This is a genomic window from Burkholderia sp. LMU1-1-1.1 (assembly GCF_040675865.1).
Lineage (GTDB): Bacteria > Pseudomonadota > Gammaproteobacteria > Burkholderiales > Burkholderiaceae_D > Rugamonas.
The window spans coordinates 201,996-223,727 of record NZ_JBEGHG010000034.1 but is presented as its reverse complement, the minus strand read 5'-3'; the positions used below and the strand labels follow the sequence as shown (position 1 = coordinate 223,727).

The 21,732-nt window shown below is 66.1% G+C and carries 19 protein-coding genes; 9 read left to right on the top strand and 10 right to left on the bottom strand.

Annotation, left to right across the window (positions count from 1 at the left end; all coding sequences use genetic code 11):
* Positions 1-59: 59 nt before the first annotated feature.
* From MRBLMU1_RS22375 to MRBLMU1_RS22355, 5 genes are all read left to right on the top strand, one after another.
* Complete coding sequence (locus tag MRBLMU1_RS22375) at positions 60-2,330, top strand: hypothetical protein (RefSeq protein ID WP_363505964.1); 2,271 nt, start codon at positions 60-62, stop codon at positions 2,328-2,330.
* A 167-nt stretch (positions 2,331-2,497) separates the two neighbouring features.
* Positions 2,498-4,819, top strand: coding sequence for an SUMF1/EgtB/PvdO family nonheme iron enzyme (locus MRBLMU1_RS22370; protein WP_363505961.1), 2,322 nt, complete (start codon positions 2,498-2,500; stop codon positions 4,817-4,819).
* A 56-nt stretch (positions 4,820-4,875) separates the two neighbouring features.
* Positions 4,876-5,220: a zinc ribbon domain-containing protein YjdM gene (locus tag MRBLMU1_RS22365; protein WP_363505958.1), complete on the top strand. Its 345-nt coding sequence runs from the start codon at positions 4,876-4,878 to the stop codon at positions 5,218-5,220.
* An 81-nt stretch (positions 5,221-5,301) separates the two neighbouring features.
* Entirely contained in the window at positions 5,302-5,700 is a 399-nt protein-coding gene (locus tag MRBLMU1_RS22360) for an OsmC family protein (RefSeq protein ID WP_315212678.1), read from the top strand.
* Between the two features lie 4 nt (positions 5,701-5,704).
* Positions 5,705-6,598, top strand: coding sequence for a pirin family protein (locus tag MRBLMU1_RS22355; protein ID WP_363505954.1), 894 nt, complete (start codon positions 5,705-5,707; stop codon positions 6,596-6,598).
* 78 nt (positions 6,599-6,676) lie between these two features.
* Here the strand turns inward: MRBLMU1_RS22355 and MRBLMU1_RS22350 are convergent, their stop codons facing one another.
* The gene (locus tag MRBLMU1_RS22350; protein WP_363505951.1) at positions 6,677-7,750 is read right to left on the bottom strand and encodes an SDR family oxidoreductase; all 1,074 of its coding nucleotides are present in this window, start codon (positions 7,748-7,750) and stop codon (positions 6,677-6,679) included.
* Positions 7,751-7,856: 106 nt separating this feature from the next.
* Between MRBLMU1_RS22350 and MRBLMU1_RS22345 the strand changes: the two genes are divergently transcribed.
* Positions 7,857-8,762 (top strand): LysR family transcriptional regulator, encoded by a 906-nt coding sequence (locus MRBLMU1_RS22345; RefSeq protein ID WP_363505948.1) that lies wholly within the window; start codon positions 7,857-7,859, stop codon positions 8,760-8,762.
* On the opposite strand, the gene MRBLMU1_RS22340 is transcribed toward MRBLMU1_RS22345, so the two are convergent.
* The 8 genes from MRBLMU1_RS22340 to MRBLMU1_RS22305 all read right to left on the bottom strand — a co-directional run bounded on the left by MRBLMU1_RS22340 (position 8,759) and on the right by MRBLMU1_RS22305 (position 18,432).
* Positions 8,759-10,327, bottom strand: coding sequence for an FHA domain-containing protein (locus MRBLMU1_RS22340; protein WP_363505945.1), 1,569 nt, complete (start codon positions 10,325-10,327; stop codon positions 8,759-8,761). The two genes, MRBLMU1_RS22345 and MRBLMU1_RS22340, sit on opposite strands and share 4 nt — an antisense overlap.
* A gap of 138 nt (positions 10,328-10,465) precedes the next feature.
* Positions 10,466-11,476 carry a protein phosphatase gene (locus MRBLMU1_RS22335; RefSeq protein WP_363505942.1) on the bottom strand — a complete coding sequence of 337 codons (1,011 nt, stop codon included), beginning with the start codon at positions 11,474-11,476 and terminating at the stop codon, positions 10,466-10,468.
* 119 nt (positions 11,477-11,595) lie between these two features.
* Complete coding sequence (locus MRBLMU1_RS22330) at positions 11,596-12,090, bottom strand: SH3 domain-containing protein (protein ID WP_363505939.1); 495 nt, start codon at positions 12,088-12,090, stop codon at positions 11,596-11,598.
* An 11-nt stretch (positions 12,091-12,101) separates the two neighbouring features.
* Positions 12,102-13,691, bottom strand: coding sequence for a hypothetical protein (locus MRBLMU1_RS22325; protein WP_363505936.1), 1,590 nt, complete (start codon positions 13,689-13,691; stop codon positions 12,102-12,104).
* Between the two features lie 3 nt (positions 13,692-13,694).
* Positions 13,695-16,175, bottom strand: coding sequence for an FtsW/RodA/SpoVE family cell cycle protein (locus MRBLMU1_RS22320; protein WP_363505933.1), 2,481 nt, complete (start codon positions 16,173-16,175; stop codon positions 13,695-13,697).
* Entirely contained in the window at positions 16,175-17,212 is a 1,038-nt protein-coding gene (locus MRBLMU1_RS22315; RefSeq protein WP_363505930.1) for a serine/threonine-protein kinase, read from the bottom strand. The genes MRBLMU1_RS22320 and MRBLMU1_RS22315 overlap by 1 nt, the downstream gene beginning before the upstream one ends.
* 107 nt (positions 17,213-17,319) lie before the next feature.
* Complete coding sequence (locus MRBLMU1_RS22310) at positions 17,320-17,742, bottom strand: glycine zipper 2TM domain-containing protein (RefSeq protein WP_363505927.1); 423 nt, start codon at positions 17,740-17,742, stop codon at positions 17,320-17,322.
* Between the two features lie 153 nt (positions 17,743-17,895).
* Positions 17,896-18,432: a GNAT family N-acetyltransferase gene (locus MRBLMU1_RS22305; protein WP_363505924.1), complete on the bottom strand. Its 537-nt coding sequence runs from the start codon at positions 18,430-18,432 to the stop codon at positions 17,896-17,898.
* A gap of 133 nt (positions 18,433-18,565) precedes the next feature.
* Between MRBLMU1_RS22305 and MRBLMU1_RS22300 the strand changes: the two genes are divergently transcribed.
* Entirely contained in the window at positions 18,566-19,999 is a 1,434-nt protein-coding gene (locus tag MRBLMU1_RS22300) for a M20/M25/M40 family metallo-hydrolase (protein WP_363505921.1), read from the top strand.
* Positions 20,000-20,050: 51 nt separating this feature from the next.
* Here MRBLMU1_RS22300 and MRBLMU1_RS22295 read toward each other — a convergent pair whose 3' ends face one another.
* On the bottom strand, positions 20,051-20,902 hold the full coding sequence (locus MRBLMU1_RS22295; RefSeq protein ID WP_363505918.1) for an MBL fold metallo-hydrolase: 852 nt from the start codon (positions 20,900-20,902) through the stop codon (positions 20,051-20,053).
* Between the two features lie 124 nt (positions 20,903-21,026).
* Here MRBLMU1_RS22295 and MRBLMU1_RS22290 point away from each other — a divergent pair, with 124 nt between their 5' ends.
* Together MRBLMU1_RS22290 and MRBLMU1_RS22285 are read left to right on the top strand one after the other, a co-directional pair.
* Positions 21,027-21,266, top strand: coding sequence for a hypothetical protein (locus MRBLMU1_RS22290; protein ID WP_315212692.1), 240 nt, complete (start codon positions 21,027-21,029; stop codon positions 21,264-21,266).
* Between the two features lie 53 nt (positions 21,267-21,319).
* Entirely contained in the window at positions 21,320-21,721 is a 402-nt protein-coding gene (locus tag MRBLMU1_RS22285; RefSeq protein ID WP_363505915.1) for a hypothetical protein, read from the top strand.
* Positions 21,722-21,732: the final 11 nt, after the last annotated feature.

Sequence of the window (21,732 nt, the reverse complement as noted above, 5' to 3'; positions counted from 1 at the left end):
CTGCTAAAATCGGCGAATGACAGGGTGGCACGGAAGATGAATCGAAGAAGGAGTCTGACATGTTCCAAATGTTTGGTTTTGGGAGCGTTAAATGCCCGCGTTGCGAGCATAAAAACGATGACCAGTCGGGCTACTGCAAGCATTGCGGTTTGACCCTGGGCGCGCCGCGCAACGAACCGGTCCTGCGCGACAACCGCTGGATTCCCGGCGACGACGAGCTGGCGGTCTATTTCGGCGTCAGCGCCCTGTCCGGCATCTTCACCAAAACGCTGCGCGTCCCGGCCACTTCGCGCGCCTACATCCTGCAAGCCGACAAGGCGACCGAAGTGCCGCAGGGCGAATACGAGATCGAAGGCTTCTTCACCCGGCTCAACCATCTGCTGCGCAACCAGAACGCCGAAATCCTGATCACCCGCAGCGCGCCGTTGCCGGTCGAGTTCTCATTCAGCGACCTGGAGACGGCGGAGCACTTGAAGATATCTGCGCGCTTCACCGTCGCCATCCGCATCGAAAACGTGCCGGCCTTCGCGCAGCACTTCATGACCGTGCCGGGCGTCGTCAGCACGCTGCACCTGCACGAATTGCTGTCGCCATCGGTGCGCCAGCTGGCGGCCGAATTTGTCGGCGGCCGTTCGATGCGCGACATGGCGCAAAACGCCGATCTGCGCCTCCAGCTGGACGAACGCCTGCAAGCGGCGCTCAAACTGCGGCTGGCCGCCTACGGCCTGGCGGTGGAACGGGTCGAGACGGCGGCGCTGCGCCACGATAAATTCGACCATAACCGCGAGCGCATCGGCACCCTGTGGCTGGTGGCCGACGAGCGCCATGTGCAGCTCGAACATGTCAAGCAGCTCGACCAGATCTACGACGAGGAGGAATGGCAGGCCATCTGGCGCGAAGAGCAGAAGATGCGCTCCGACTTCCGCCGCGCGGAGCTGCGCCAGGACGCCAGCGTCAACAAGGCCGAGCTGACGTTGAAGGAAAGCGAACGCATACAGTCGCTGCGCGCGCGCGAGGTGGAGCTATACAGCCGCGTCATGGAATCGAAAACCCGCAAGGTTGCCCTGGACAAGGGCGCCGGCACCATCCTGGCCGACCTGGAACACGAACTGGCGAAGAGCAAGTCGCACCGTGCCGGCGAGCAGGCGGATTGGGAACATGTGCGCCAACTGGCCCAGATCAAGATGCGCACCGAGCTGGAAGTGCTGCAGCAGACCGCCGCCGAGCAGCGCCAGTTGGCGCAGCAACGCCTGTCGCACCAGCTGCGCCAGCAGGCGATTGAAAACCAGATCGCGCAGGCGCTGTTGATCGAGGACGAGTCGCACCGCCGCAACGAGCTGGCGGCGCTGCGCCAACGCGAGAAAGCCGAGAAGGCGCGCGAGCTGCAAGTGGAGTCGGAAGCCCACGAGGCGCGCATTCAGGGCATGACGCTGGCCGGCGCCGCCCGCCGCCGGGAGGCCGAGCGGGTACAGGAATGGGAAGACCAGCTTGCGTTGGCGCGCCAGCGCGAGCTGCTGCGCGGCGACGCCGTCAAGGACGCCGCCAACGCGGTGCAGGTGGCCGAAATCAACCAGAAGATCGAGGAGTTGAAGCGCGCCGGCGCGCAGGCCGACTCCATCGCGCAGTACGAAAAGCTGCTGCGCACGATCGAGGCGGACGGCATCCACGCGCGCCAGAACCAGGCAAACAGCAAACAGGCCTTGCTGGACCAGCTGGCGGTCGACGAGCAGCGCCAGATCCTCAAGCAAAAGGAGCAGGAGGCCGAATGGCAGCGCGAGCTGAAAAAGCTGGAGCACGAGCGCGAAGAGAAGTTCGCGCGCTGGAAGGGCGAGTACGACGTGCTGCTGGCGCAGCAATCGCATGAGATCAAGCGCATCGAAACCATCGGCGGCTTGAGCGACACCGGCAAGGTGGCCACCGCCGCCGAGCCGAACGCGCAGGCGTTGTCGCAGATCATGAAGATGCAGATCCAGGGCGGCATGTCGGCCGAGCAGATACAGGCGCTGGCGCAGGTGGTGGCGGCCGAACATGGCATGACGCCGGCGGAGGCGTCGCAGCAGGCCTACGAGCGGGTGCTCGAGGAGCGCGCGCACCGCGACGCGGAACTGGACAAGGATCGCCGCCACCAGCTCGACCTGCTCAATGTGCAGAACGCCGCGAGCGCCAGCGCGCTGACGACCCAGAGCCAGTTGGGCATCGGCGTCGCGCGCGCCGGCGTGCCGCTGCCGGCGACGCCGAAGAGCGTAGGCTACTGCGTCAACGGCCACCCGACGCGGATAAACCACCCGGACGACAAATTCTGCGCCCAATGCGGCGTCCCGTTAACGTAGGGCGGATTAGGCGGAACGCCGTAATCGGCCATGCATGGGCCGTCGGTATGCATACATGGCCGATTACGCTGCGCTAATCCGCCCTACGTGATTTAGATGAGCGCAGGCGCCGATAGCCCGGCGTGGGTCCTAAACGCCAAACAGCAGGAACGGTTACACTTCAGTCAATGATGCAAACGGCAAGAGACAAGATCCGCGAACTGCGGGCCTTACATGATGACGGTCTGTTGAGCCTCCAAGAGTTCGACCGTCGCAAGAACGCCATCCTGGATGCGGAGTATGCGCCGCCGGGAGGCAGCGCCACGCCTGTCCAGATGCCGGTGCGCCAGGGCACGGAACTGGGCCTGATGTCGGGCCAGGAGATCGGCCCGCAAAACCGCCGCTACCGGCTGGAACGCCTGATCGGCATGGGCGGCATGGGGCAGGTGTGGCAAGCCACCGACCTGGCTACGCACGCGGAGCTGGGCCACAGCGAAATGGTGGCGCTGAAAATCCTGCCGCCGCAGCTTACGCAAAGCGCCACCCACGCCAAGCTGTTGATCGAGGAGGCCACCCAGGCGCGCAAGCTGGCGCATGAAAACATCGTCCGCGTCTACGAATGGGCGCAGGACCCGGCCACCTCCAGCTACTTCATCATCATGGAATACCTGGAAGGCCAGGACCTCGATGCCTATCTGGCCGCCCAAGGACCGCTGCCGCTGGAAGCGGTCTTCAAGCTGCTGTCGCCGGTCGGCGACGCGCTGCAGTACGCGTGGGAAAAGCACAAGCTGGTCCACCGCGACATCAAACCCGGCAACGTCTTCCTGACCCAGCGCAGCGAAATCAAACTGCTCGATTTCGGCATCGCCTCGCGCGCGCGCAGCGCCGGCAGCAGCCTCGGCTTGCAGACGCCCAACGCCGGTACGGCGGGCTATCGGGCGCCGGAAGCCGGCACGCATCAACGCCAGCCCGCACCCAAGCTCGATGTGTACGCGGTGGCCGTGATGATCTACCAGCTGCTGGAAGGCCGGATGCCGTTCGACGACATGCGGCCCGCCGACTTTCATCCATCGCCGCCGCACGGCCTGAACGAGCGTCAATGGCAGGTGCTGCAAACCGGCTTCGCGTATCAGCAGGAGCGGCGGCCGGCGTCGGTCAACGAGCTGCTGGCGCAGCTGCGCCGGGCAACCGGGCCGACCGACGAGGAACTGGCCGCGCAGGCCGCGCAAAAGGCCGCGCAACAGGAGAAGGAGCGGCAGGAGCAGCTGGAGCGCGAGCGCCAGCGTAAGAAGGAACTGGCGGCGCAGGCCGAGCAGGCCCGCCTGACCGAACAGAAACGGCAGGCGCAGGCGGTGGAAATGGCCGCGCGCCGCGAGGCCGAGGCCAAGGCCGCCGCGCTGGAAAAGGTGCGGCTGGACCAGCAGCGCCGCGCCTTGGAAGCCAAGCAGCGCGCGGAAGCGGAAGCCGCCGCGCTGGCGCGCAAGCAAACCTTGCGCGAGCAACTGCAGGCGCGCCGGGACGCCGACGCCAAGAAAGCCCGTGACGAACGCGAAGAGCAGCAGCGCAAGGCCGCGCAGCTAAAGGCGGAAGCGGCCTATCGCGCGGAGCAGGAGCGCCACCGCAAGCAGCTGGCCGAGCGCAACGCCGCCGAGCTGGCCGCGCTGATGCCGACGGCGGGCAGCCCCGTGGCGGACCCCAGCGGCGTGCTGCGCGACCGTTTTATCGACGGTACCGGGGTCGGTCCCGATCTGGTGCTGATCCCCACCGGGCGTTTCCAGATGGGGTCCCACGAACACGAACACGCGGTGGCGATCAAGGCGGGGGCGCAGAAAAACTGGCTGGACCGCGAGACGCCCCAGCACTGGGTCGGCATCGAACAGCCGATCGCGATGGGCCGCTTCCCTGTGACGGTGGGGCAGTGGCGCCAGTTCGTCCGCGCCACCGGCTGGGAATCGCAGTCCGATACCGATTGGCGCGCGCCCGGCTTCGCGCAGGACGACGACCATCCGGTGATCGGCGTCAGCTGGATGGACGTGCAACTGTATCTGCGCTGGCTATCCGAAAAGACCGGCCAGACCTATCGCTTGCCCAGCGAATCGGAATGGGAGTACGCCTGCCGCGCCGGCACCAAGACCGCCTTCAGCTTCGGCGACAGCATCACCACCGAGCAGGCCAACTACGACGGCAACTACACCTACAACGGCAGCGCGCGCGGCGCTTTCCGCCAGGGGACCAGCAAGGCCGGTACCTTCCCGCCCAACCCCTGGGGCTTGTTCGACATGCACGGCAACGTGTGGGAGTGGACCCAGGATGTGGTCCACGACAGCTATGTGGGCGCTCCGGTCGACGGCAGCGCGTGGGAAGAGGGCGGCGATCCGGTACGGCGGATACTGCGCGGCGGCTCATGGCTGTACAACCCGCGCTACCTGCGCTCCTCGGTGCGCAACGGCTACTCGGCGGTGCTGGCCAACGATATCGTCGGCTTCCGCGTCGCCCGCAAACTGGTCTAGACATGGGACTGGGGTGTATACTGCCGCCTTTTGCGGTACAACCACCAGGACCAACGATGAGCGCTTTGCCCCCATGCCCGAAATGTAATTCCGAATTCACCTACGAAGATGGCGCCCAGCTAGTGTGCCCGGAATGCGCGCACGAGTGGAGTGCGACCGCCGCCGACGCCGCCGAGGAAGGCGCGCGCGTCTATCGCGACTCGGTCGGGAACATTCTGCAGGATGGCGATACCGTCACCGTCATCAAGGATCTGAAGCTCAAGGGTGGCGGCGGCACCGTCAAAGTGGGCACCAAGGTCAAGAACATCCGCCTGGTCGACAGCGACCACGATATCGACTGCAAGATCGACGGCTTCGGCGCGATGAGCCTGAAGACGGAATTCGTCAAGAAAGTGGTGTGACGGTTCCCCGTTTAGGGGAGGCGAAACTCTCCTAAACGGTGTAAATTGTGGGTTCTGATTACCGCCCACAAGGAACACGGAATGACTATCAAAGTACTGCGCGATCAATCGCTGCCGATGCGCCACATCGTCCATGTGCGCAACCACATCGTATCGACCGACGGTTCGGTGGAAGAGGGCGGCAGCGACGCCGGCCCGTCGCCGCACGACCTGTACGACGCGGCGCTGAGCGCCTGCAAGGCGCTGACGGTGGTCTGGTTCGCCAAGCGCAAGAACATCCCGCTCGAACATGTGGAAGTGAGCATGGAGCGTGACGCCAGCGAAGAGCGCCAGGGCGTCTACCGCCTGGCCGCCACGCTGCACCTGACCGGTAATCTGAGCGACACCCAACGCGCCGAACTGCTGGCCGCCGCGCAGAAATGTCCGATCCACAAACTGATGACGTCCGTGACCACCGAAGTCACGACCGTTCTGGGATAAGCCGATGACGATCTCGAATCTGTTGAAGGGCCATGAAAAGGATCTGGGCGGCGGCTTCGTCGTGCGCCGTTATCTGCCGTCCGCCATCAAGCAGGCCGTGGGCCCGTTTATTTTCTTCGACCATTTCGGTCCGGTCGATGTGCCGCTCGACGCCGATCACGACGTGCGTCCGCATCCGCATATCGGGCTGGCGACGGTCACGTATCTGTTCGAGGGCGCGATGGATCATCGCGACAGCATCGGCACCTTCCAGCGCATCGAACCCGGCGCGATCAACTGGATGACGGCGGGTCGCGGCATCGTCCACTCCGAGCGCACCCCGAAGGATTTGGTCGGCAAGCCGCACCGCACGCACGGCTTGCAGCTGTGGGCCGCGCTGCCGGTGGCGCACGAGGAGGACGAGCCGGGCTTTTGTCACACGCCCGCCGCCGACATTCCGGAGCTGACGGTCGATGGCGCCCGGGTGCGGGTGCTGATCGGCACCGCGTTCGGCAGAACCTCGCCGGTCAAGACCTTTAGCCGCACCTTGTATCTGGATGTGATGTTGAAGGCGGGGCAGGAGCTGGCCTTGAGCGGGTTGCCGGAGGAAGCGGCGATCTATCCGGTGGGCGGCGATCTGGAGATCGATGGCACGCCGCTGGAGAAAAACAATATGGCGCTGCTCAGTACAGGCAGTACGCAGCTGGTGAAGGCGACGTCGGAGGCGCACTTTGTGGTGATCGGCGGCGAGCCGCTGGATGGGCGGCGCTTCATGTCGTGGAATTTCGTCTCGTCGAGCAAGGAGCGCATTGTGAAGGCCGGCGAGGATTGGGAGGCGCAGCGTTTTGACAAGGTGCCCGGCGAGACCGAGTGGATACCGCTGCCGGCCAAGAAGCCGGCGGGCGGGCAGTACCTGTAAATCGTGCGGATCGCCCGTAGGCCGATTTATCGCGGAGGCACGTCCGCCCTACGTGTTTCCGATGTCTGCTGGCGTTTGCTATGCACGGCCCGGAACGATGCGCTCCGCCTTCAACCGCTCGAACAAATCAAAAAACGCGTCCGGCGTGCTCTGATAGGCCAAAAAACCCGCCTTGCGGCTCTTGGTCATATCCGCGAGGACTTCCATCGGCCGGCCCAGATCCGCGTCGGTATGCCACCACGACGCCAGCTTGCCAATATCCCCCTCCGCCAGCCCGTGCCTGGCCGCTATCTCCGCCCACGCTCGCGGTGCGTCATCCATCCTGCCCTCCAACGGCTGCACCACCCCGTCGAACGGCGCCGCCTCGACGCCAAAATACTCCGCCAGCTTGGGCCACAGCCACTTCCACCGGAACACGTCCCCGTTAACCACGTTGAAGTCCTCGTTGGCGCCCGCGGTGCTGGTCGCCGCCCATTCCAGATGCGCCGCCAGCAGACGCGCATCGGTCATATCCGTCAACCCGTTCCATTGTGCCGCCGACCCCGGGAACACGAACGGCGCGCCGGACTCCTTGCACAGCGTCGCATAGACGGCCAAGGTCAACCCCATATTCATCGCATTGCCCACCGCGTAACCGATCACCGTATGCGGACGATGCACGCTCCAGCTATACCCGCCGCGCGCGGCCGCCGCGAACAAACGGTCTTCCTGCTCATAGTAGAAATTGTCGACCGGCTTGCGTCCTTGCTCCTCCCTGAACGGCGTCTCGGGCACGGCGCCGGTGGCATACGCCTCGAATGGCCCGAGGTAATGCTTCAAACCCGTCACCAGCGCCGCATGCTTCAAGGTCGCCGCGTCCTGCAAAGCGTCGAGCACATTGCCGACCATCGCGCCATTGACGCGGATGTTTTCCTTTTCGTTGGCCTGGCGCGCCCACGCGGTGAAGAACACATGGGTGACTGCACGTCCGGCGAGCGCCTGCGCGACATCATCGCGCGAGGTCAGGTCCGCGCGTACCGGCTCGACGCCGGCCAGCAGCGGCGTGCGGCCACGTGACAAGCCCAGGACCGACCAGCCGTTGCCCAGCAGCCGTTCGGCCAGCGCGCTACCCGTGACGCCGCTGGCGCCGACGATCAATGCGATGTTTTTCATGCGAAGACTCCTTCAATTAAGCGATAAGTCATGATAAGCGCGAAATGAATTCGTATTTACGATAAGATTTCAATCAATTCATGAATTTTATTCCGCTACTCGACCAATGCACGCCTCCGACCATCTCAAAGACATCGCCTACTTCGTGCAGGCCGCCGACGCCGGCAGTTTCACCGTGGCCGCCGCCCGGCTGCAGCTGAGCAGCTCCGCCGTCAGCAAAAGCCTCGCGCGGCTGGAGGCGCGCCTCGGCGTCAAGCTGTTCGAGCGCAGCACCCGCAGCCTGACCCTGACCGACGCCGGCCGCAAATACCACGAGACCTGCCGGCGCGTGCTGATGGAGCTCGGAGAGACCGAAGCCGCGCTGGCGCAGGACGCCGAGCCGGCCGGACGCCTGGTACTCGGCTTGCCGGCGACCTTCGGCCGCATGCGCGTCATGCCGGAGCTGCTGCGCTTTTGCGGACAGTATCCGAATCTGCGGCCGCAGGTCACCTTCACCGACCGTTTTGTCGACGTCCAGGAGGAGGGACTGGACCTGGCGGTGCGCATCGGCGGCCCGGCCCACTGGCCGGCGTCGTTGGGGCACGTTCACCTGGGCGACGAACGCCTGATTTTCTGCGCCACCCCGGCCTATCTGGCGCGGCGCGGCACGCCGCACTCCATCGCAGACCTGGCGCTGCACGATTGCGTTGTCTACGGGCGCGCCGACGGCACCGCTAGTCCATGGTTGTTCGCGTCGGCCGGCGGACAGACCGAGCGCCGGACCATGGAACACCGGATCATGGCCGGCGATGGCGAGGCGCAGATGACGGCGGTGCTGGCGGATATGGGCGTGGCGCAGCTGGCGACGTGGCTGGTGCGGGAGCATCTGGCATCCGGCGCGGTGGTGGAGGTGATGGCGGAGCGGGCGATCGACGGGCTGCCGCTGCACATCGTCTGGCCGCTGGCGCGCCCGATGTCGCCCAAGGTCGCGGCGCTGCTCGATCAGTTGAAGACGGAGCTGAAAATACGCTAGGCGGTATGCATGTCGTGCGCGGCGACGGTGTTGTACATGTCGGCGGCGCCGGTGCGGATGATCCAGTGCTCCGGATACGGATCGCTGGCGAAGCGGCTGTGGCGCGGAATGCGGCTCAGTTTTTCCAGCGACACGCCCGGGGCCAGCGCGGTTTCCTTGCCGGTCAGCTGGTCGAGGTGCCAGAAGCCGCCGTCGCGATGCAGCAGCAGCGGCAGCGCGGCCGCGTGCGGCGCGGCGGCAAACGATTTGACCGGATAGCCGGGATGCGTTTCCGGCATCAGCACGTAGAAGCATTCGGCGTTCGCGCCCTGGTCGATGCGGTGCAGGATCACGCCGTGCGGCATGATGGCCGACACCGACAGCACGACGATGCCCTTGATGCTGGCGCTCAGTTCAATGCGCATGCCGAGGCGCAGCGTGGTCGGCTTGTGCTTGCCCGGCCAGACGCCGTCGAGCAGGATGCCGTAGCGGGACACGTCTTCGATCTCGAAGCCCTGGCCGCAGCGGCGGATCACAGCGTGGCGGCCGGACAGGCGCCGCGTCAGGCCGTTGGTGTCCTGGCCGTCGGCGGTGTAATGGGTCAGCATGACGTCGGATTCGGGATCGACCAGCTCAAAGCGTCCCAGCACGCATTCCTCCATCGCGAACAGGCGGATCTGGCGTTGCGCTCCGCTCTCCGGCGCGGCGTTGACGAAGCTGGCCGCGCGGCTGGCGTGCGGATGCACGGCGTTGGTGACGGGGATGTCGATCTCGATCAGGTCCTCGTCCCAGGCGATGGTGGTGAAGCCCAGGTCCACTTTGCCGGCCGGCGCGTTCAGGTCCAGATGCGCGATGCCGGCGTTGCGGGCGGTGACGTCGATATCCAGGCTGTCGCCGCCTTGCGCGCTGACGCGGGCGATGGAGGCGTCGTCCGCCATCACGCGCACATTCTTGTGGGTGCTCAGGAAGATGCGGTGGATCTCGGTCAAGGTCGCGTCGAGGCGCGGCACCAGGATGACGAAGGTGCACACCCATTTGCGGGCCGCCATGCCGGTGTGCTGGCTAAGCAGCTCGATGCTGATCTGGTACTGGCCGTGCTCTTTGCCGCGCGATGAAAATTCGGCGAACACCGGGCGCCATTCGCCATTGGTGGCGCGCACGAACTGCTGGCGCGCGGCGCCGTTGGGGATCAGGTCCGATTGCAGTTGCAGCGTCAGTTGCGGCGCGCAGGCGTCGGGCATGCCGCGCAGTTCCATCTTCAGCGTTTGACGGCCGCCGGCGGCGCGCGGGTCGAAGCCGCTGATATGCAGCTGCGGGCGCTCGGATTGCGCGCGTTGCAGCGGACGGGCGTAGCCCGATGGCGCGGTGGCGGCGGCAGCGGAGGTGGGCGGGGTGGTGATGCCGGTCGCGGATGCCTGCGCGGCAGCGAGCGTCGTCGCCGGACCACTGGCGCGGGCGCTGCGCACGGCACTCAGCAGGTCATAGCTGGACGGCTCGGCTTGGGCGTGACCGCCTTCGCAAGCTTGTTCTCCAGACATGACCCAGTAGGTGCAATGCGGATGCTGGGCATTACTGCATTTTTTCATGGCGTACCGACCGATGGAATACCTGTCAGTTTATGCGGTTTACGCCATCCTTGGCAATCAAACCCGCATCCGATCGGCATATTTTTGCCCTAAGGCACATGCGGCGATCAAGACGCAACACTTACCCCTCGCCGTACCTCAAAAATGCGGCGGGATTGATGCGGCCGGCAGTGCCGTTTCGTCAAGATTGCGGCCCTCCGGCGGCGGCGTTGGTTGTGCAAATCGCAGCACGATGGCGGTGACGTTGTCGATGTGGAGGTTGGCCGGCGGATGGTCGGCATAATCATTGAACAACGCATCGAGCGCCGCGCCGGCGGAGTGTCCCGGCCGAACCATCAGCGCCGGCCAGCGCGCGGTCCAGGGCAGCGGCCGGCCGCACGACCAGAAGCCGTCGGTGGCGAGCAAATAGGTGGCGTCGGCGCGGACCCGCACCGCGCGGCGGTCGGACAGGTGCCGCAGGAACGGCGGCAGGTTGGCCGCGTCCAGCGGCAGCAGGCCATCCTCCAGCACCTGCGGATTGGCGAACGCGTTGCCGAGGATGTAGGCCTGCGAGATTTGCGGGCGGTGCTCGCCGTGCACCTGCTGCCACCATTCCTCCTCGCCCAGCAACCCGTGCATCGCGAAGCAGGTGGCCGGCACATGGTCCACCGTCAGCGGTTGGACGGTTTGCGCGGTGATCTCGTATAGCCGCGAATCGCCGGCGTGATACAGCATCGGCGCCTCGCCGGGCGGGATTTCCAGCAGCGTGAGCGTGGTGCCGGGCCGGCGGAAGCTGTCGGTATCGCCGGGCTGGCGGAAGCGTTGTTGGAGTTCGTCGTGCAGGCGGTCGAGGTGCGCGCCCAGTTCCTCCAGCGTGCCGCATGCGGGCACGCGCAGCAGGCCGGCGGCGACGGCTTCGGCGGCCTCTCGTCCGTGGCCGTGGCCGCCCATGCCGTCCATGACGGCGAGGCGCACATGGCCTCGCGGCCAGCCCTCCAGCGTCGCCGACTGGCTGGTTTGGTCGCGCAGGAATACCGCGCGTCCGGTGGCATCGACGACGAGCAGGTTGTCCTGGTTTTCCGGCACTTGCAGTTTGCTGATGCTGGCGCTGCTGCGGGCCGCGATATCGAGGCCGGGGCCGAAGTCCAGCATGTCGGTGATTCTTGTCATCGTGGCGGGCGGCGCGGCGCGGAGTCCGAAAGGCCACAGCTTAGCTGAAAAACCCGCCGCTGCGGAAGCGGGTGGTGAAGCGTGCGCGGATGGGAACGAAGGCTCGCTGCGTGGATGCGTCATTCGCCGCCCCGGCGCAGCCACAAGCTGCTGACCCAGCCCGTTTGTTCTCGGCCGTTGGCGCTGGTTGTGACCTGCCACCAGTCGCCTTCGCGCACGCCGGTGGGGGTGACGGTGGCGCCGGCCGGCACGGTGACCAGGCGCGCCGAGTGCACCCCGGCGGCGGCGCGCACGTTCAGGTCGCGGTGCACCTGGAAGGGCCGGCCGGCGATGATGTTTGACGAGAGGCTTGCCGGCGCGGATGCCGCCGTCGGCGTGACGGCCGACGACCGATCCGTGGCGCCTTCCAGCGTGCCTGCCGCAACCGGCCGCGTACCCTGGGCCGCGTACAGGATCAGGCTACCGATACCCCATGCGCCTACCACCATGATCAGCAGCGCGCGCGCGTTGGCGCGGCGCCACCATTGATTGGGCGTCAGGTAGGCGGCCAGGAATAGCGTGATTACCAGTCCCGCCGCGAACGCGCAGGCCGCGTAGAGTTGTGCCGTCTCCATCGCCGGTCCCCTCAGGCGTCGAAGCGCAGCACGTAGTGGCCGGCCACGAGATGATGACCGGCCGGCAGCAGATACGGCGCGTCGGCGCCCGTATCGCCGATGCTGGCGACGAACTCCATCTTTTCGTTCAGGTGGTACAACCCCTGGGTGGCCGCCAGCCGCCCGATCTTGTAGCCCCCGGAGGTCGCTTCAAAACTGAAAGCGTTGCGCGACAGGCCGATGCGATCGGCGCTGGCCGCGTTGACGCCGTCGGCGCGTTTGATGAAGCGGGGCGAGTCGAGCAAACGCAAGGCCGACAGCATCGGCGAATTGCGTCCGAAGGTAAAGCGCGCGCCGCCGGCGACCGCCGCGCCGACAGGCTGGGCGAGACAGAGCAGGGCGCGATAGCGGTCGGCCATTTCCGGCGCCGCCGGCAGCAGCCGGATCGCCCGCCCGTCGACCGGCGAGAACGTGGACGGCGCGTTGATGCGCTGGCGGCCTTCGGCGGTGCAGGCATACAGATCATCGGCCGCGTCGACCACGAAGCTGATGACCGGCGCCGCGTCGGCGGACAGGGCCAGCGCGCGGTCGAAAGGCAGCTCCAGTGCCTGGGCGCCGGTGTCGCGGTAGCGGCTCAGACGGGGCAGGGCCAGCGCCACCAGGTTGACGCGCTGCTGCGAGACCGGCGCGTAGGTGGCGTCGCTTTCCCCCGGCTTGTTGGCCGGCTTGTGGCTGACCGGCACCGCGGTCAGTTCCAGCGGAGCGCCGTCCGCGCGGCTCTGCCAGACCGCCGGCTTGACCGGAGTGGCATGGGCCGCCGGCGCCGGCGCCTGCATGGGCGCCGGATTGATGCTGATGCCTTCACCGGCGCTGGGCTGCATTCCAACGGGGGCGCCCGAGGCACGGGCGATCTTGAGCATCAGACGGGGGCTGCCGCCGGGCGCATCGCGCAGGGATTTGATGGTGTAGTAGCCGCTGCGCGGATCGAAGCGGCATTCGAAAGCGTCCTTGGGACGCATCTGCACCACCGGCGCCGCATCGGGACCGTCGTTGATGATCAGGATCGCGCCTTCGGGGCCGAACGGCCAGCCGCTGGCGGTCACGCTGGCCGTGCCGCCTTCGCCGCCGATCAGCGCCAGGCGCTGGTTCGGATAGATCGGGCAGACCGGGTGCCAGATCGCGCTGTCGCGCGAGACGCTGACATTGAAGAGGATTTTTTCGTCGGCAGCGGGCAAGTACACCGCGTGGCCGAACTTGACCTCGATCTCGCCCGGCGCCAGCGCCTCGGTGCCGATCACGTCGTAGCGCACCTGGTCGCCGCCGAGCAGGTCGCCGAAGTCCTTTTGATGCAATGCCGTCAAGGTCTGCGCCAGGTCGCGGGCGCGTGCGCCGCGCGTGAGGTGGTAATCGTCGTCGACATCCTCCTGGGGCAGCATCAGCGTCACATGGGAGAAACAGCGGGTGGCGGCGCGGCCTTTGTGTTCGCGCGGGCTGCGTTCCAGCAGGTCGCGCAGCAGTGGACGGCGCGAGAACAGCGCCAGACCGGGAGCCTGCCAGATCGCCTCGCCGTTGAAAACGTCGGGAATACGGCCCAGGACTTCGTGTTGGACATAGATCGGCATGATTCAGTCTCCTTCTAAAGATTGCGCGCTGATGGCACTAAACGCTAGCAGGGGGCAAAGGAAAAACAGCAGATGGCTGCCGCCGGCGGACAGAAAACTCATCGGCTGCCCCATGATCGGGAAGATCGCCAGGTTGGTCCCCCATGACAGCAGGAAGTGTCCGAGCACGAAGGCGCCGCCGCCGCACAGCGCGAAGTAGCGGAAGCGGCCGGACCAGGCCTGGCGGAAGTTGCGCGCCGTGGCGCCGACATGATGGGCGCGCAGCGCGGTCAGCACGATCCCGGTCAGGAAGGCCGCCTGCACGCTCCACAGCAGCAGCGCGCCGGCCAGGCCGTGGCGGTTGATGAAGAAGGTGGCCGCGAAGTCGTCCTGCACGGCGGGGATCTGCACCACGCCGCCGGCCGATTGGCCGAGCGCGCGCAGGCCGAGCCAGTGGTCCGCCCCCAGCCAGCCGCCTTCGCCGATGGCGCGGGCGCCCAGCAGCAGTTGCTGGCCGGTGTGCGGATGCTCGGCGGGATTGAGCCAGACCAGGAAACGGTCGGCGTAGAAGCCCCAGCGTATCAAATCATCCGTGCCGGCCAGGCGCAGGTAGACCACGGCGGCCACCGCGACCAGCGCCAAAGCGATCAGCGCGGCGGCCAGCACGCGGTGGCGGGCGGCGAGGGCATAGGCGAAGGCCATGGCGGTGCTCCACACCAGCAGCAGTATCAGCGGCGAGAAGTCGTCGATCTGCACCAGCGACAGGCCGAGTAGCGCGATGAAGAGCAGGGCCGGCGCGATCAGTTGCAGCCAGCGGGCGCGGTGGTCTGCCGGATGGCGGGTTTCGCTATGCCAGCCGAAGCGCAGCGCCAGACAGTGGGCGGTCAGCGCGGTCAGGGCCAGCTTGGCCAGTTCCACCGGTTGCAGGTCGAAGACCCCGGTCTCGTCGCCCCATAGCACCTGCGCGGCCAGCGCCGCCAGCGCGATGACGGCGAATATCGCCAGCATCCATTCGATGGTGCGTTGCCGCAGATGCGCGGTACGCGCCGCCTGGTATTGCGCCCACAGGCGCAGCAGGCCGCCCAGGCCTTCGCCTATCGCCAGCATCGCGGCGCTTTTCTGGTAATAGCGCAGCCAGGAGGTTTGTGGGGCGCCAAGGCCTAGTTCCAACTGGGCCAGCAGGCCGACGGAAAGCAGCAGGACGCCGGCGGCGGTCAGCAGCGTGAGACGCCCGGGCAAGGCCAGCCAAAGCAGCAGCGCGCAGGCGCCGAGCATCATCGACAGCGCGGCGCTGGGCGGAAGTCCCGCACGTTGCGAAATCAGGGCGGCGACGCCGGCGATCAGCAGGATCGTCGTTCCCAGCAGCTTGGCGCCGGCGGCCGCGCGGCGAAGCCACGGGCCGGGCGGGGACATCGCGCACGCCGCGCCGATGGCGACGCAGGCCAGGCAGCCGGCGATGGCGAACCACAGGACGTTGGCATGGCCGCTATTCCACAGCGAGCGCTGTTGCCACTGCCAACTGATCGCCTCCGGCAGCTTCAGATCCGGAACGCTGAACAGGCTGACATGACGGCTGGGCGTCAGCGTCAAGTGGTCGCGGCCTGGCGTCAACTGAAAACGGGTGTGGCCGACGATCATCGCGTTCACCCCGGCCAGCGACGCCTCCTGGCGGCGCAAATCGGTCTGGACGCCGGCGCCATGCACCAGCACCGAGGCGCGGTCTCCATCCGGGTTGCCGGCCGAGAGCTCCAGACGGCCGTTGGTGCGCGACAGTTGCGCGGCGCCCGGCGTGGTCTGCGCCAGTCCGAGGCGGTTGCCGCAGTATAGATTGCCGCCGAAAGCCAGCGGACGGGCGATCGTCAGCAACATCGGCACCGCGCGGTTCCACAGCGAGAGCGCTCGCCCGGACAGGCGCGCGTCCGGGCAGCCGGATTGGGGGCGGCCGTCGCGGTACAACACGGCGCCGTCGTAGCGCCACTCGTGGCCGTCGCGGGTAAAGACGATGGTGTCCGCATCCGAGGATGCGACGTTAAAGACGGCGCCATCGATCTGGAAGCTTTGCCGGGCGCGCAGCGCCACGCTGCCCATGCGCTGCTCGCCGCTGTCGCGCAGCAGGATGACCTGCTTGGACGGGCTGATATTGCGCAGCAACCAGCCGTCCTGCGGATCGCGGCGCAACGACAGGTGGCTACGGTCGGTCTGCGGCGCGGCCAGTTCCCGCTGGCCCAGCGTGATGGTCTCGCCGGGCGCCAGTGTGACGCCGATGGTGGCCGGCAGCCAGCTTGCGGGCGCGCGCAGAAGGGCCAGGGCCTGCAAGCCGAAAAGGGCGGCCAGCAGGGCAAGGGTGGCGGCGAGGCCGATGTTTTGCGCGGCGAAGCGTGCCAGCCGGGAGGCGGCATCGGCGATGATCGCGCCCGGGGGCCAAGCCGGCAGCCAGGACAGCGGCGGCCTTGCGCCGGAAGGCCCGCGCGCCGGCGCCTTGTGCAAACGCAGTGGTGTCGCCATCACGCCCCCTGGATATGGCGCCAGCCGTTGCTGGCGCTGGGGCGACGCATGGCATGAATCGGATCCGCCGGATTAAAGGTGCCCCGTGCCGGCTTCACCCCCTGGATCGCGTTGAGCATGCGGCTGATCTGAATCGCATGGCGCGGACGCTTGGCCGGATCGACATGCAGCAGCGCGCGCAGCAGCTCCAGCGCCGGATCGCGCGCCTCAACCGGTACGGCGAGGGCGAAGCGCGCCTCCTCCTCCGGCTGCAGGGCGCCGGGAATCGCGCCGCCGTGCATCTGGCGCAGCAGGTCGGCGCCGGCGGTGTGGTGCTCGCGGTAGGCCTGGCCGCAATCGGCGCAAAAGCGCAGCGGCAGGCCGCCGGTGACCATAAAGTAAAACATCGCGCCCAGCGAAAAGTAGTCGCTGCGCGGACCGGTCGCGTAGCCGCCGCCGTCGGCGGGGAAGAACTGTTCCGGCGCCTGCCAATTGGCGGTGCCGGCATACGAGTGGGCTTGCAGGCTGCCCGAATGTCGATTGGTGCCGAAATCGGCCAGCTTGACGGTGTGCGGATGCCGGTCCAGTAGCACGTTGGCCGGTTTCAGGTCCAGATAACGCCAGCCATATTGGTGCACCTTGGCCAGCGCCTGATTGATTTGGGCGATCCAGCCGAGCGCCATCGGCAGCGGCACGGTTTCTTCGGCGCTCTTGAGGGCCGCCATGTGCTGGCCCAGATCCGTCGTCATCAGCTCCAGCGCGAGCACCGGCAGGCCGTCATGCCAGCCGCTATCGAGCAAGCGCACGATATGGCGTTCGTCCCACGGCTCCAGCGACTGCAGGAACGCGATCTCGTTGTTCGCGCAGTCCACCCAGCGGTCGCGTTGGGCGGGCAGGGCGCGCGCCATCTGCTCCTGGTTGATCAACTTGATCGCGACGTCGCCGGTGGGGCCTGGGCCGCTGGCGCGCCAGATGATGCCGTAGGCCGAACCGCCGATCTGCTCGCGCAGTCGGTAGTGTCCCAGTTCCAAAGCGATGATTGCGTCTGTTGTCGTCATGATTTCCCCTCGGCGCAGGCCGTCACGGCTAGCTAGCGGAGGGAGACGAAAAACAACGGATGAAAAAAAAGCCTGTCGGATGACAGGCTTTCTATGTTGGCTACAAATTAACGGTCGTAGCGGTCATGGCGGTGGCCACGGTCGTAGCGGTCGCCGTAGTAGTACTCACGGCGCGTTTCGCGGTAGTACGGACGGGCCGGTTCCACATACACCACCCGTGGAGGCGGCGCATAGTAGCGCGGTGGTGGCGCGTAGTAGACCGGGGCCGGCTCGTAGTAGACCGGCGCGGGCTGCGAATACACGCGGGTTTCGACGTAGCGGCCGTCGCGGTAGCCGCGATGGCGGTCGCCCGAGCTGATGCTGTTGCCGACCGCCGCGCCAACCAGGCCGCCGACGATGGCGCCGTCACGGCCGCCGGCGCTATTGCCGATCGCGGCCCCCACCACAGCGCCGGCCACCGTGTTGAACCCACGGTCGCTCGCGTAGACCGACGATGATACTGTCGCTGCGGCCACTAACGCTACAGCCATAAATTTTTTACTCAACATGGTGATTCCCCTTGCTGCGGCTCGGGATCGGAATGATCCGTTGGCCAGTGATCTCACTATAAACGTCCGGGGAAAAACCGCCATTTGTTATACACATCCTTACAAAGGGGCCGTTTTGGTAATGGCTTGTAACATTTAGAGATCAAGGCGCCGGGCTTCCCACTCCGGCCGCAGCAGGCTGAATATCTGCACGTCTTGATACCGGCCGTTGATGAAGAAGCTCTGGCGCATCATGCCTTCGGCCGTGAAACCGCATTTTTGCGCGACCCGGATCGAGGCCACGTTCTCCGGCGTGGATAGCAGTTCCAGCCGGTGGTATTGGTGGACGTTGAACAGATAGTCGACCAGCAGCCCGCACGCCTCGGTGACATAACCGCGTCCGGACAGCTTGGCGTCGAACAGCCGGTAGCCGATTTCGCGCGTGACCGGCGTGCGGCTTTTGAAGTGGGTGATGACGCCGACGATGTGGTGCAGGCTGTCCTCGATGACAAACAGCTCGCTGTCGTCGGTGACGAAGCTGTTCTGCATGAACTCCTTGCGCAGCGTCTCGGGCGATTTGAAATGAAGCGAGAAATGGTCGCCGCGCGAGGGCAGGTCGTTGACCAGCGCGATGAAGGTGTTCAGATCGGTGCTGACCAGGTGGCGCACCGTGCAAATTCGACCCTTGAGCATAGGCGCTTTCTGGAGGTGTGAGGGTACATGGTAGTGCAGCGGCGATGACAAATCAACATGGATGACAAGTGCGCCACGATCGGTTATCGTTTGATTCGTTCTTGCAATTCACTCACTCTTATACAGGACCCGCATGAAATCCGCCTTTCCGTTCAAACTGTCCATGACCATCCTTGCCGGCTGCATGTTGAGCGCCGGCGCGATCGCCGCCCCGGCCAACGATCCGGCGACCCTGGCTCAGATCCGCGACAGCGCGATGAAGGAGGACTGGGCCTACGCCCGCCTGGCCGACCTGACCGATCTGGTGGGGCCGCGCCTGTCCGGTTCCGCCGGCGCGGCGGCGGCCGTCGAGCAGGTGGCCGAGGCCATGCGCAAGATCGGCGCCAAGGTCACGCTGCAGCCGGTCAAGGTGCCGCACTGGGTGCGCGGCGCCGAGACGGCGGAACTGGTCGACTACACCGGGCGTCCGGCCGGCGTGACGCAGAAGGTGGTGCTGACGGCGCTGGGCGGATCGGGCGCCACGCCCGCCGCCGGCCTGACCGCGCCGGTGATCGTGGTGCGCGATTTCGACGAGTTGAAGGCGCGCGCGGCCCAGGTCAAGGGTAGCATCGTGCTGTTCGACGTCGCCTTCGACCAGGAGATGGCCGAGCGTGGACACGCCGGTCCGGCCTATGGGCGCGGCTCCAATTTCCGCGTCAACGGCCCCAAGGTGGCGGCGGAGATGGGCGCGGCGGCTGCGCTGGTGCGTTCGGTCGGCGGCGCCGATTACCGTATTCCGCACACCGGCGTCACCGGCCTGGTGGACGGCGCGCGCATTCCGGCGGCCGCCGTGACGGCGGAGGACGCGATGCTGATGACCCGTTTGTCGGCGCGCGGTCCGATCAAGATGCATCTGACGCTGACGCCGCAGAATCTGCCGGACGCCGACAGCTACAACGTCATCGCCGACCTGCCGGGCAGCGACAAGGCCGACGAGGTGGTGATCGTCTCGGGCCACCTCGATTCGTGGGACCTGGCCACCGGCGCCCATGACGACGGCACCGGCGTCGCCGCCGCGATGGCGGTGATCGACACGTTGAAAAAGCTGAACCTCAAACCGCGCCGCACGATCCGCGTGATCGCCTGGATGAACGAGGAAAACGGCACCCGGGGAGGCAAGGGCTACTTCGAAGCCAATAAAGACAAGGTGGAGCGGCACTTCGCCGCGATCGAGTCGGACAGCGGCGGTGGACGTCCGTTCGGGGTGATCGGCAGCGTGCGGCCGTCGGTGGTGAAGTACTTCGCGCCGCTGCAAAAATCGCTGGAGCCGATCGGTGCGTCGATGTTCGACCGCCGCGACGTGACCGGCGCCGCCGATACGGGGCCGCTGGAACGCGCGGGGGTGCCGGTGTTCATGCCGCTGGTGGACGCCAGCAGCTATTTCAGCTACCACCACACGCCGGCCGATACGCTGGACAAGGTCAATCCGCTGGAGTTGAAACGCCACGTGGCGGTGATGACGGGCCTGACCTGGTATCTGGCCAATATGGATGAAAACATCGGCCGCACGCCGAAGCGCGACGACTGAGGTAGGACGCGATTCAACGGTCCCACGGTGACACGTAGGGCTAAGAGTGCACTAGAAGGCGTTCAGCGGTATCTTCAGATACCGCACGCCATTCTCCTCGGCCTCGGGCAGCTGCCCGGCGCTGATGTTGACCTGGATCGCCGGCAGTATCAGCACCGGCATGTCCAAGGTCGCGTCGCGCTTGGTGCGCATCTCCACGAACTGTTCCTCGGTCACGCCCGCGCGGATGTGGATATTCTTTTCGCTTTGCTCGGCCACCGTCACTTCCCAGCGCGCCTCGCGGCCCGCCGGCGGATAGTCGTGGCACATGAACAAACGCGTTTGCGGCGGCAGGTCGAGCAGCCTGCGCACGGAGCGGTACAAGGTGGCCGCGCAGCCGCCGGGGAAGTCGCAGCGCGCCGTGCCCACGTCCGGCATGAACATGGTGTCGCCGACGAAGACGGCGTCGCCGATCTGGTAGGCCATGTCGGCCGGCGTGTGGCCCGGCACATGCAGCGCGCGCGCCTGCAAGGCGCCGATGTCGAACACCTCGTCGGGCTGGAACAGGTGGTCGAAGCTGCGCTCTATGCCGGGCCGCTGCGGGAAGACGCGGGCGAAGGCTTGCTGCACGACCGAGATCTCGGCGCCGATGCCGGTGCGTCCGCCCAGTTGCCGCGACAGGTACGGCGCGGCCGACAGGTGGTCCGCGTGGGCGTGTGTCTCCAGTAACCAGACGACATTGAGGCGGTGCGCGCGGACGAAATCGACCACCAGATCGGCGGAAGCGGTGGCCGTGCGGCCCGATTTCGGGTCATAATCCAGAACGGAATCGATGATCGCGCAGTCGGAACCGTCATTTTCGTACACGATATAGGTGACGGTGCCCGTGGTTTTGTCGTGGAACGCTTGTATAAGTGGCTTCATGAGTTCATTATAATAAAAAATCATAACGATTACCCTAAGTGCATGTTTTTTATCTGAAGATCCTCAGGCGTGCGCATAAGCGCTATCTCTTCATGATAGTCTGTCCGAAAACAAGGAGTCAGTCATGGATAAAATTCACTACAAGGGCTGGGAAATTATTCCAACGGCCTTGCCAACCAGCGACAACAAATGGAGCGCCAGCTGCGACATCGAACGTGCCAACGCCAACGGCGTCGAGGTGTTCGAGGGCGCGACCATGCAATTCGTCCGTGAAAGCGAGGACGAGGCCATCGCCGCCGCCTGCGACGAGGCGATCCGGCAAATCGACAATATCATCGCCAACCCATTGGTGCGACTGGCCTGACTGGCCGATGACGACACTTTAGCATCCCGGGCGGCTTGTGATACCATAGTCGCATGACCCTGCTCCGAACCTTCATCGTATGGCTGCTGCTTCTGGCGCTCCCCTATCAGGGATATGCGTCGGCGGCCATGATGCTATGCCTGCCCGCCGCTCCGGCGGCGGCGGAGCAGATGTCGATGCCGGCCGGTTCGCACGACCACGCGGCGATGATGGCGGCCATGCAGGATCAACACCAGGAAGCATCTTCCGACCAGTCGGCCCATGCGGGCCACTCCCACGGCGGCATCAAATGTGGCGGCGCGGCCTGCTGCGTCGCCGGCGCGCCGTTCATGGCGCAGACGATCGCCGTGCCGGTGCTGCCGGCGGTATCCTCCGCCATTCCGTTCCACTCCGAAATCCTCCGCGCGGTCGATCTGGCCCACCCCGAACGTCCCCCTCAAGGCAATTTAGTCTGACCCCGCGACAG

Coding starts and splice junctions, on each gene's coding strand:
- MRBLMU1_RS22375 (WP_363505964.1), top strand. CDS start 60: ATGTTCCAAATGTTTGGTTTTGGGAGCGTTAAATGCCCGCGTTGCGAG.
- MRBLMU1_RS22370 (WP_363505961.1), top strand. CDS start 2,498: ATGATGCAAACGGCAAGAGACAAGATCCGCGAACTGCGGGCCTTACAT.
- MRBLMU1_RS22365 (WP_363505958.1), top strand. CDS start 4,876: ATGAGCGCTTTGCCCCCATGCCCGAAATGTAATTCCGAATTCACCTAC.
- MRBLMU1_RS22360 (WP_315212678.1), top strand. CDS start 5,302: ATGACTATCAAAGTACTGCGCGATCAATCGCTGCCGATGCGCCACATC.
- MRBLMU1_RS22355 (WP_363505954.1), top strand. CDS start 5,705: ATGACGATCTCGAATCTGTTGAAGGGCCATGAAAAGGATCTGGGCGGC.
- MRBLMU1_RS22350 (WP_363505951.1), bottom strand. CDS start 7,750: ATGAAAAACATCGCATTGATCGTCGGCGCCAGCGGCGTCACGGGTAGC.
- MRBLMU1_RS22345 (WP_363505948.1), top strand. CDS start 7,857: ATGCACGCCTCCGACCATCTCAAAGACATCGCCTACTTCGTGCAGGCC.
- MRBLMU1_RS22340 (WP_363505945.1), bottom strand. CDS start 10,327: ATGAAAAAATGCAGTAATGCCCAGCATCCGCATTGCACCTACTGGGTC.
- MRBLMU1_RS22335 (WP_363505942.1), bottom strand. CDS start 11,476: ATGACAAGAATCACCGACATGCTGGACTTCGGCCCCGGCCTCGATATC.
- MRBLMU1_RS22330 (WP_363505939.1), bottom strand. CDS start 12,090: ATGGAGACGGCACAACTCTACGCGGCCTGCGCGTTCGCGGCGGGACTG.
- MRBLMU1_RS22325 (WP_363505936.1), bottom strand. CDS start 13,691: ATGCCGATCTATGTCCAACACGAAGTCCTGGGCCGTATTCCCGACGTT.
- MRBLMU1_RS22320 (WP_363505933.1), bottom strand. CDS start 16,175: ATGGCGACACCACTGCGTTTGCACAAGGCGCCGGCGCGCGGGCCTTCC.
- MRBLMU1_RS22315 (WP_363505930.1), bottom strand. CDS start 17,212: ATGACGACAACAGACGCAATCATCGCTTTGGAACTGGGACACTACCGA.
- MRBLMU1_RS22310 (WP_363505927.1), bottom strand. CDS start 17,742: ATGGCTGTAGCGTTAGTGGCCGCAGCGACAGTATCATCGTCGGTCTAC.
- MRBLMU1_RS22305 (WP_363505924.1), bottom strand. CDS start 18,432: ATGCTCAAGGGTCGAATTTGCACGGTGCGCCACCTGGTCAGCACCGAT.
- MRBLMU1_RS22300 (WP_363505921.1), top strand. CDS start 18,566: ATGAAATCCGCCTTTCCGTTCAAACTGTCCATGACCATCCTTGCCGGC.
- MRBLMU1_RS22295 (WP_363505918.1), bottom strand. CDS start 20,902: ATGAAGCCACTTATACAAGCGTTCCACGACAAAACCACGGGCACCGTC.
- MRBLMU1_RS22290 (WP_315212692.1), top strand. CDS start 21,027: ATGGATAAAATTCACTACAAGGGCTGGGAAATTATTCCAACGGCCTTG.
- MRBLMU1_RS22285 (WP_363505915.1), top strand. CDS start 21,320: ATGACCCTGCTCCGAACCTTCATCGTATGGCTGCTGCTTCTGGCGCTC.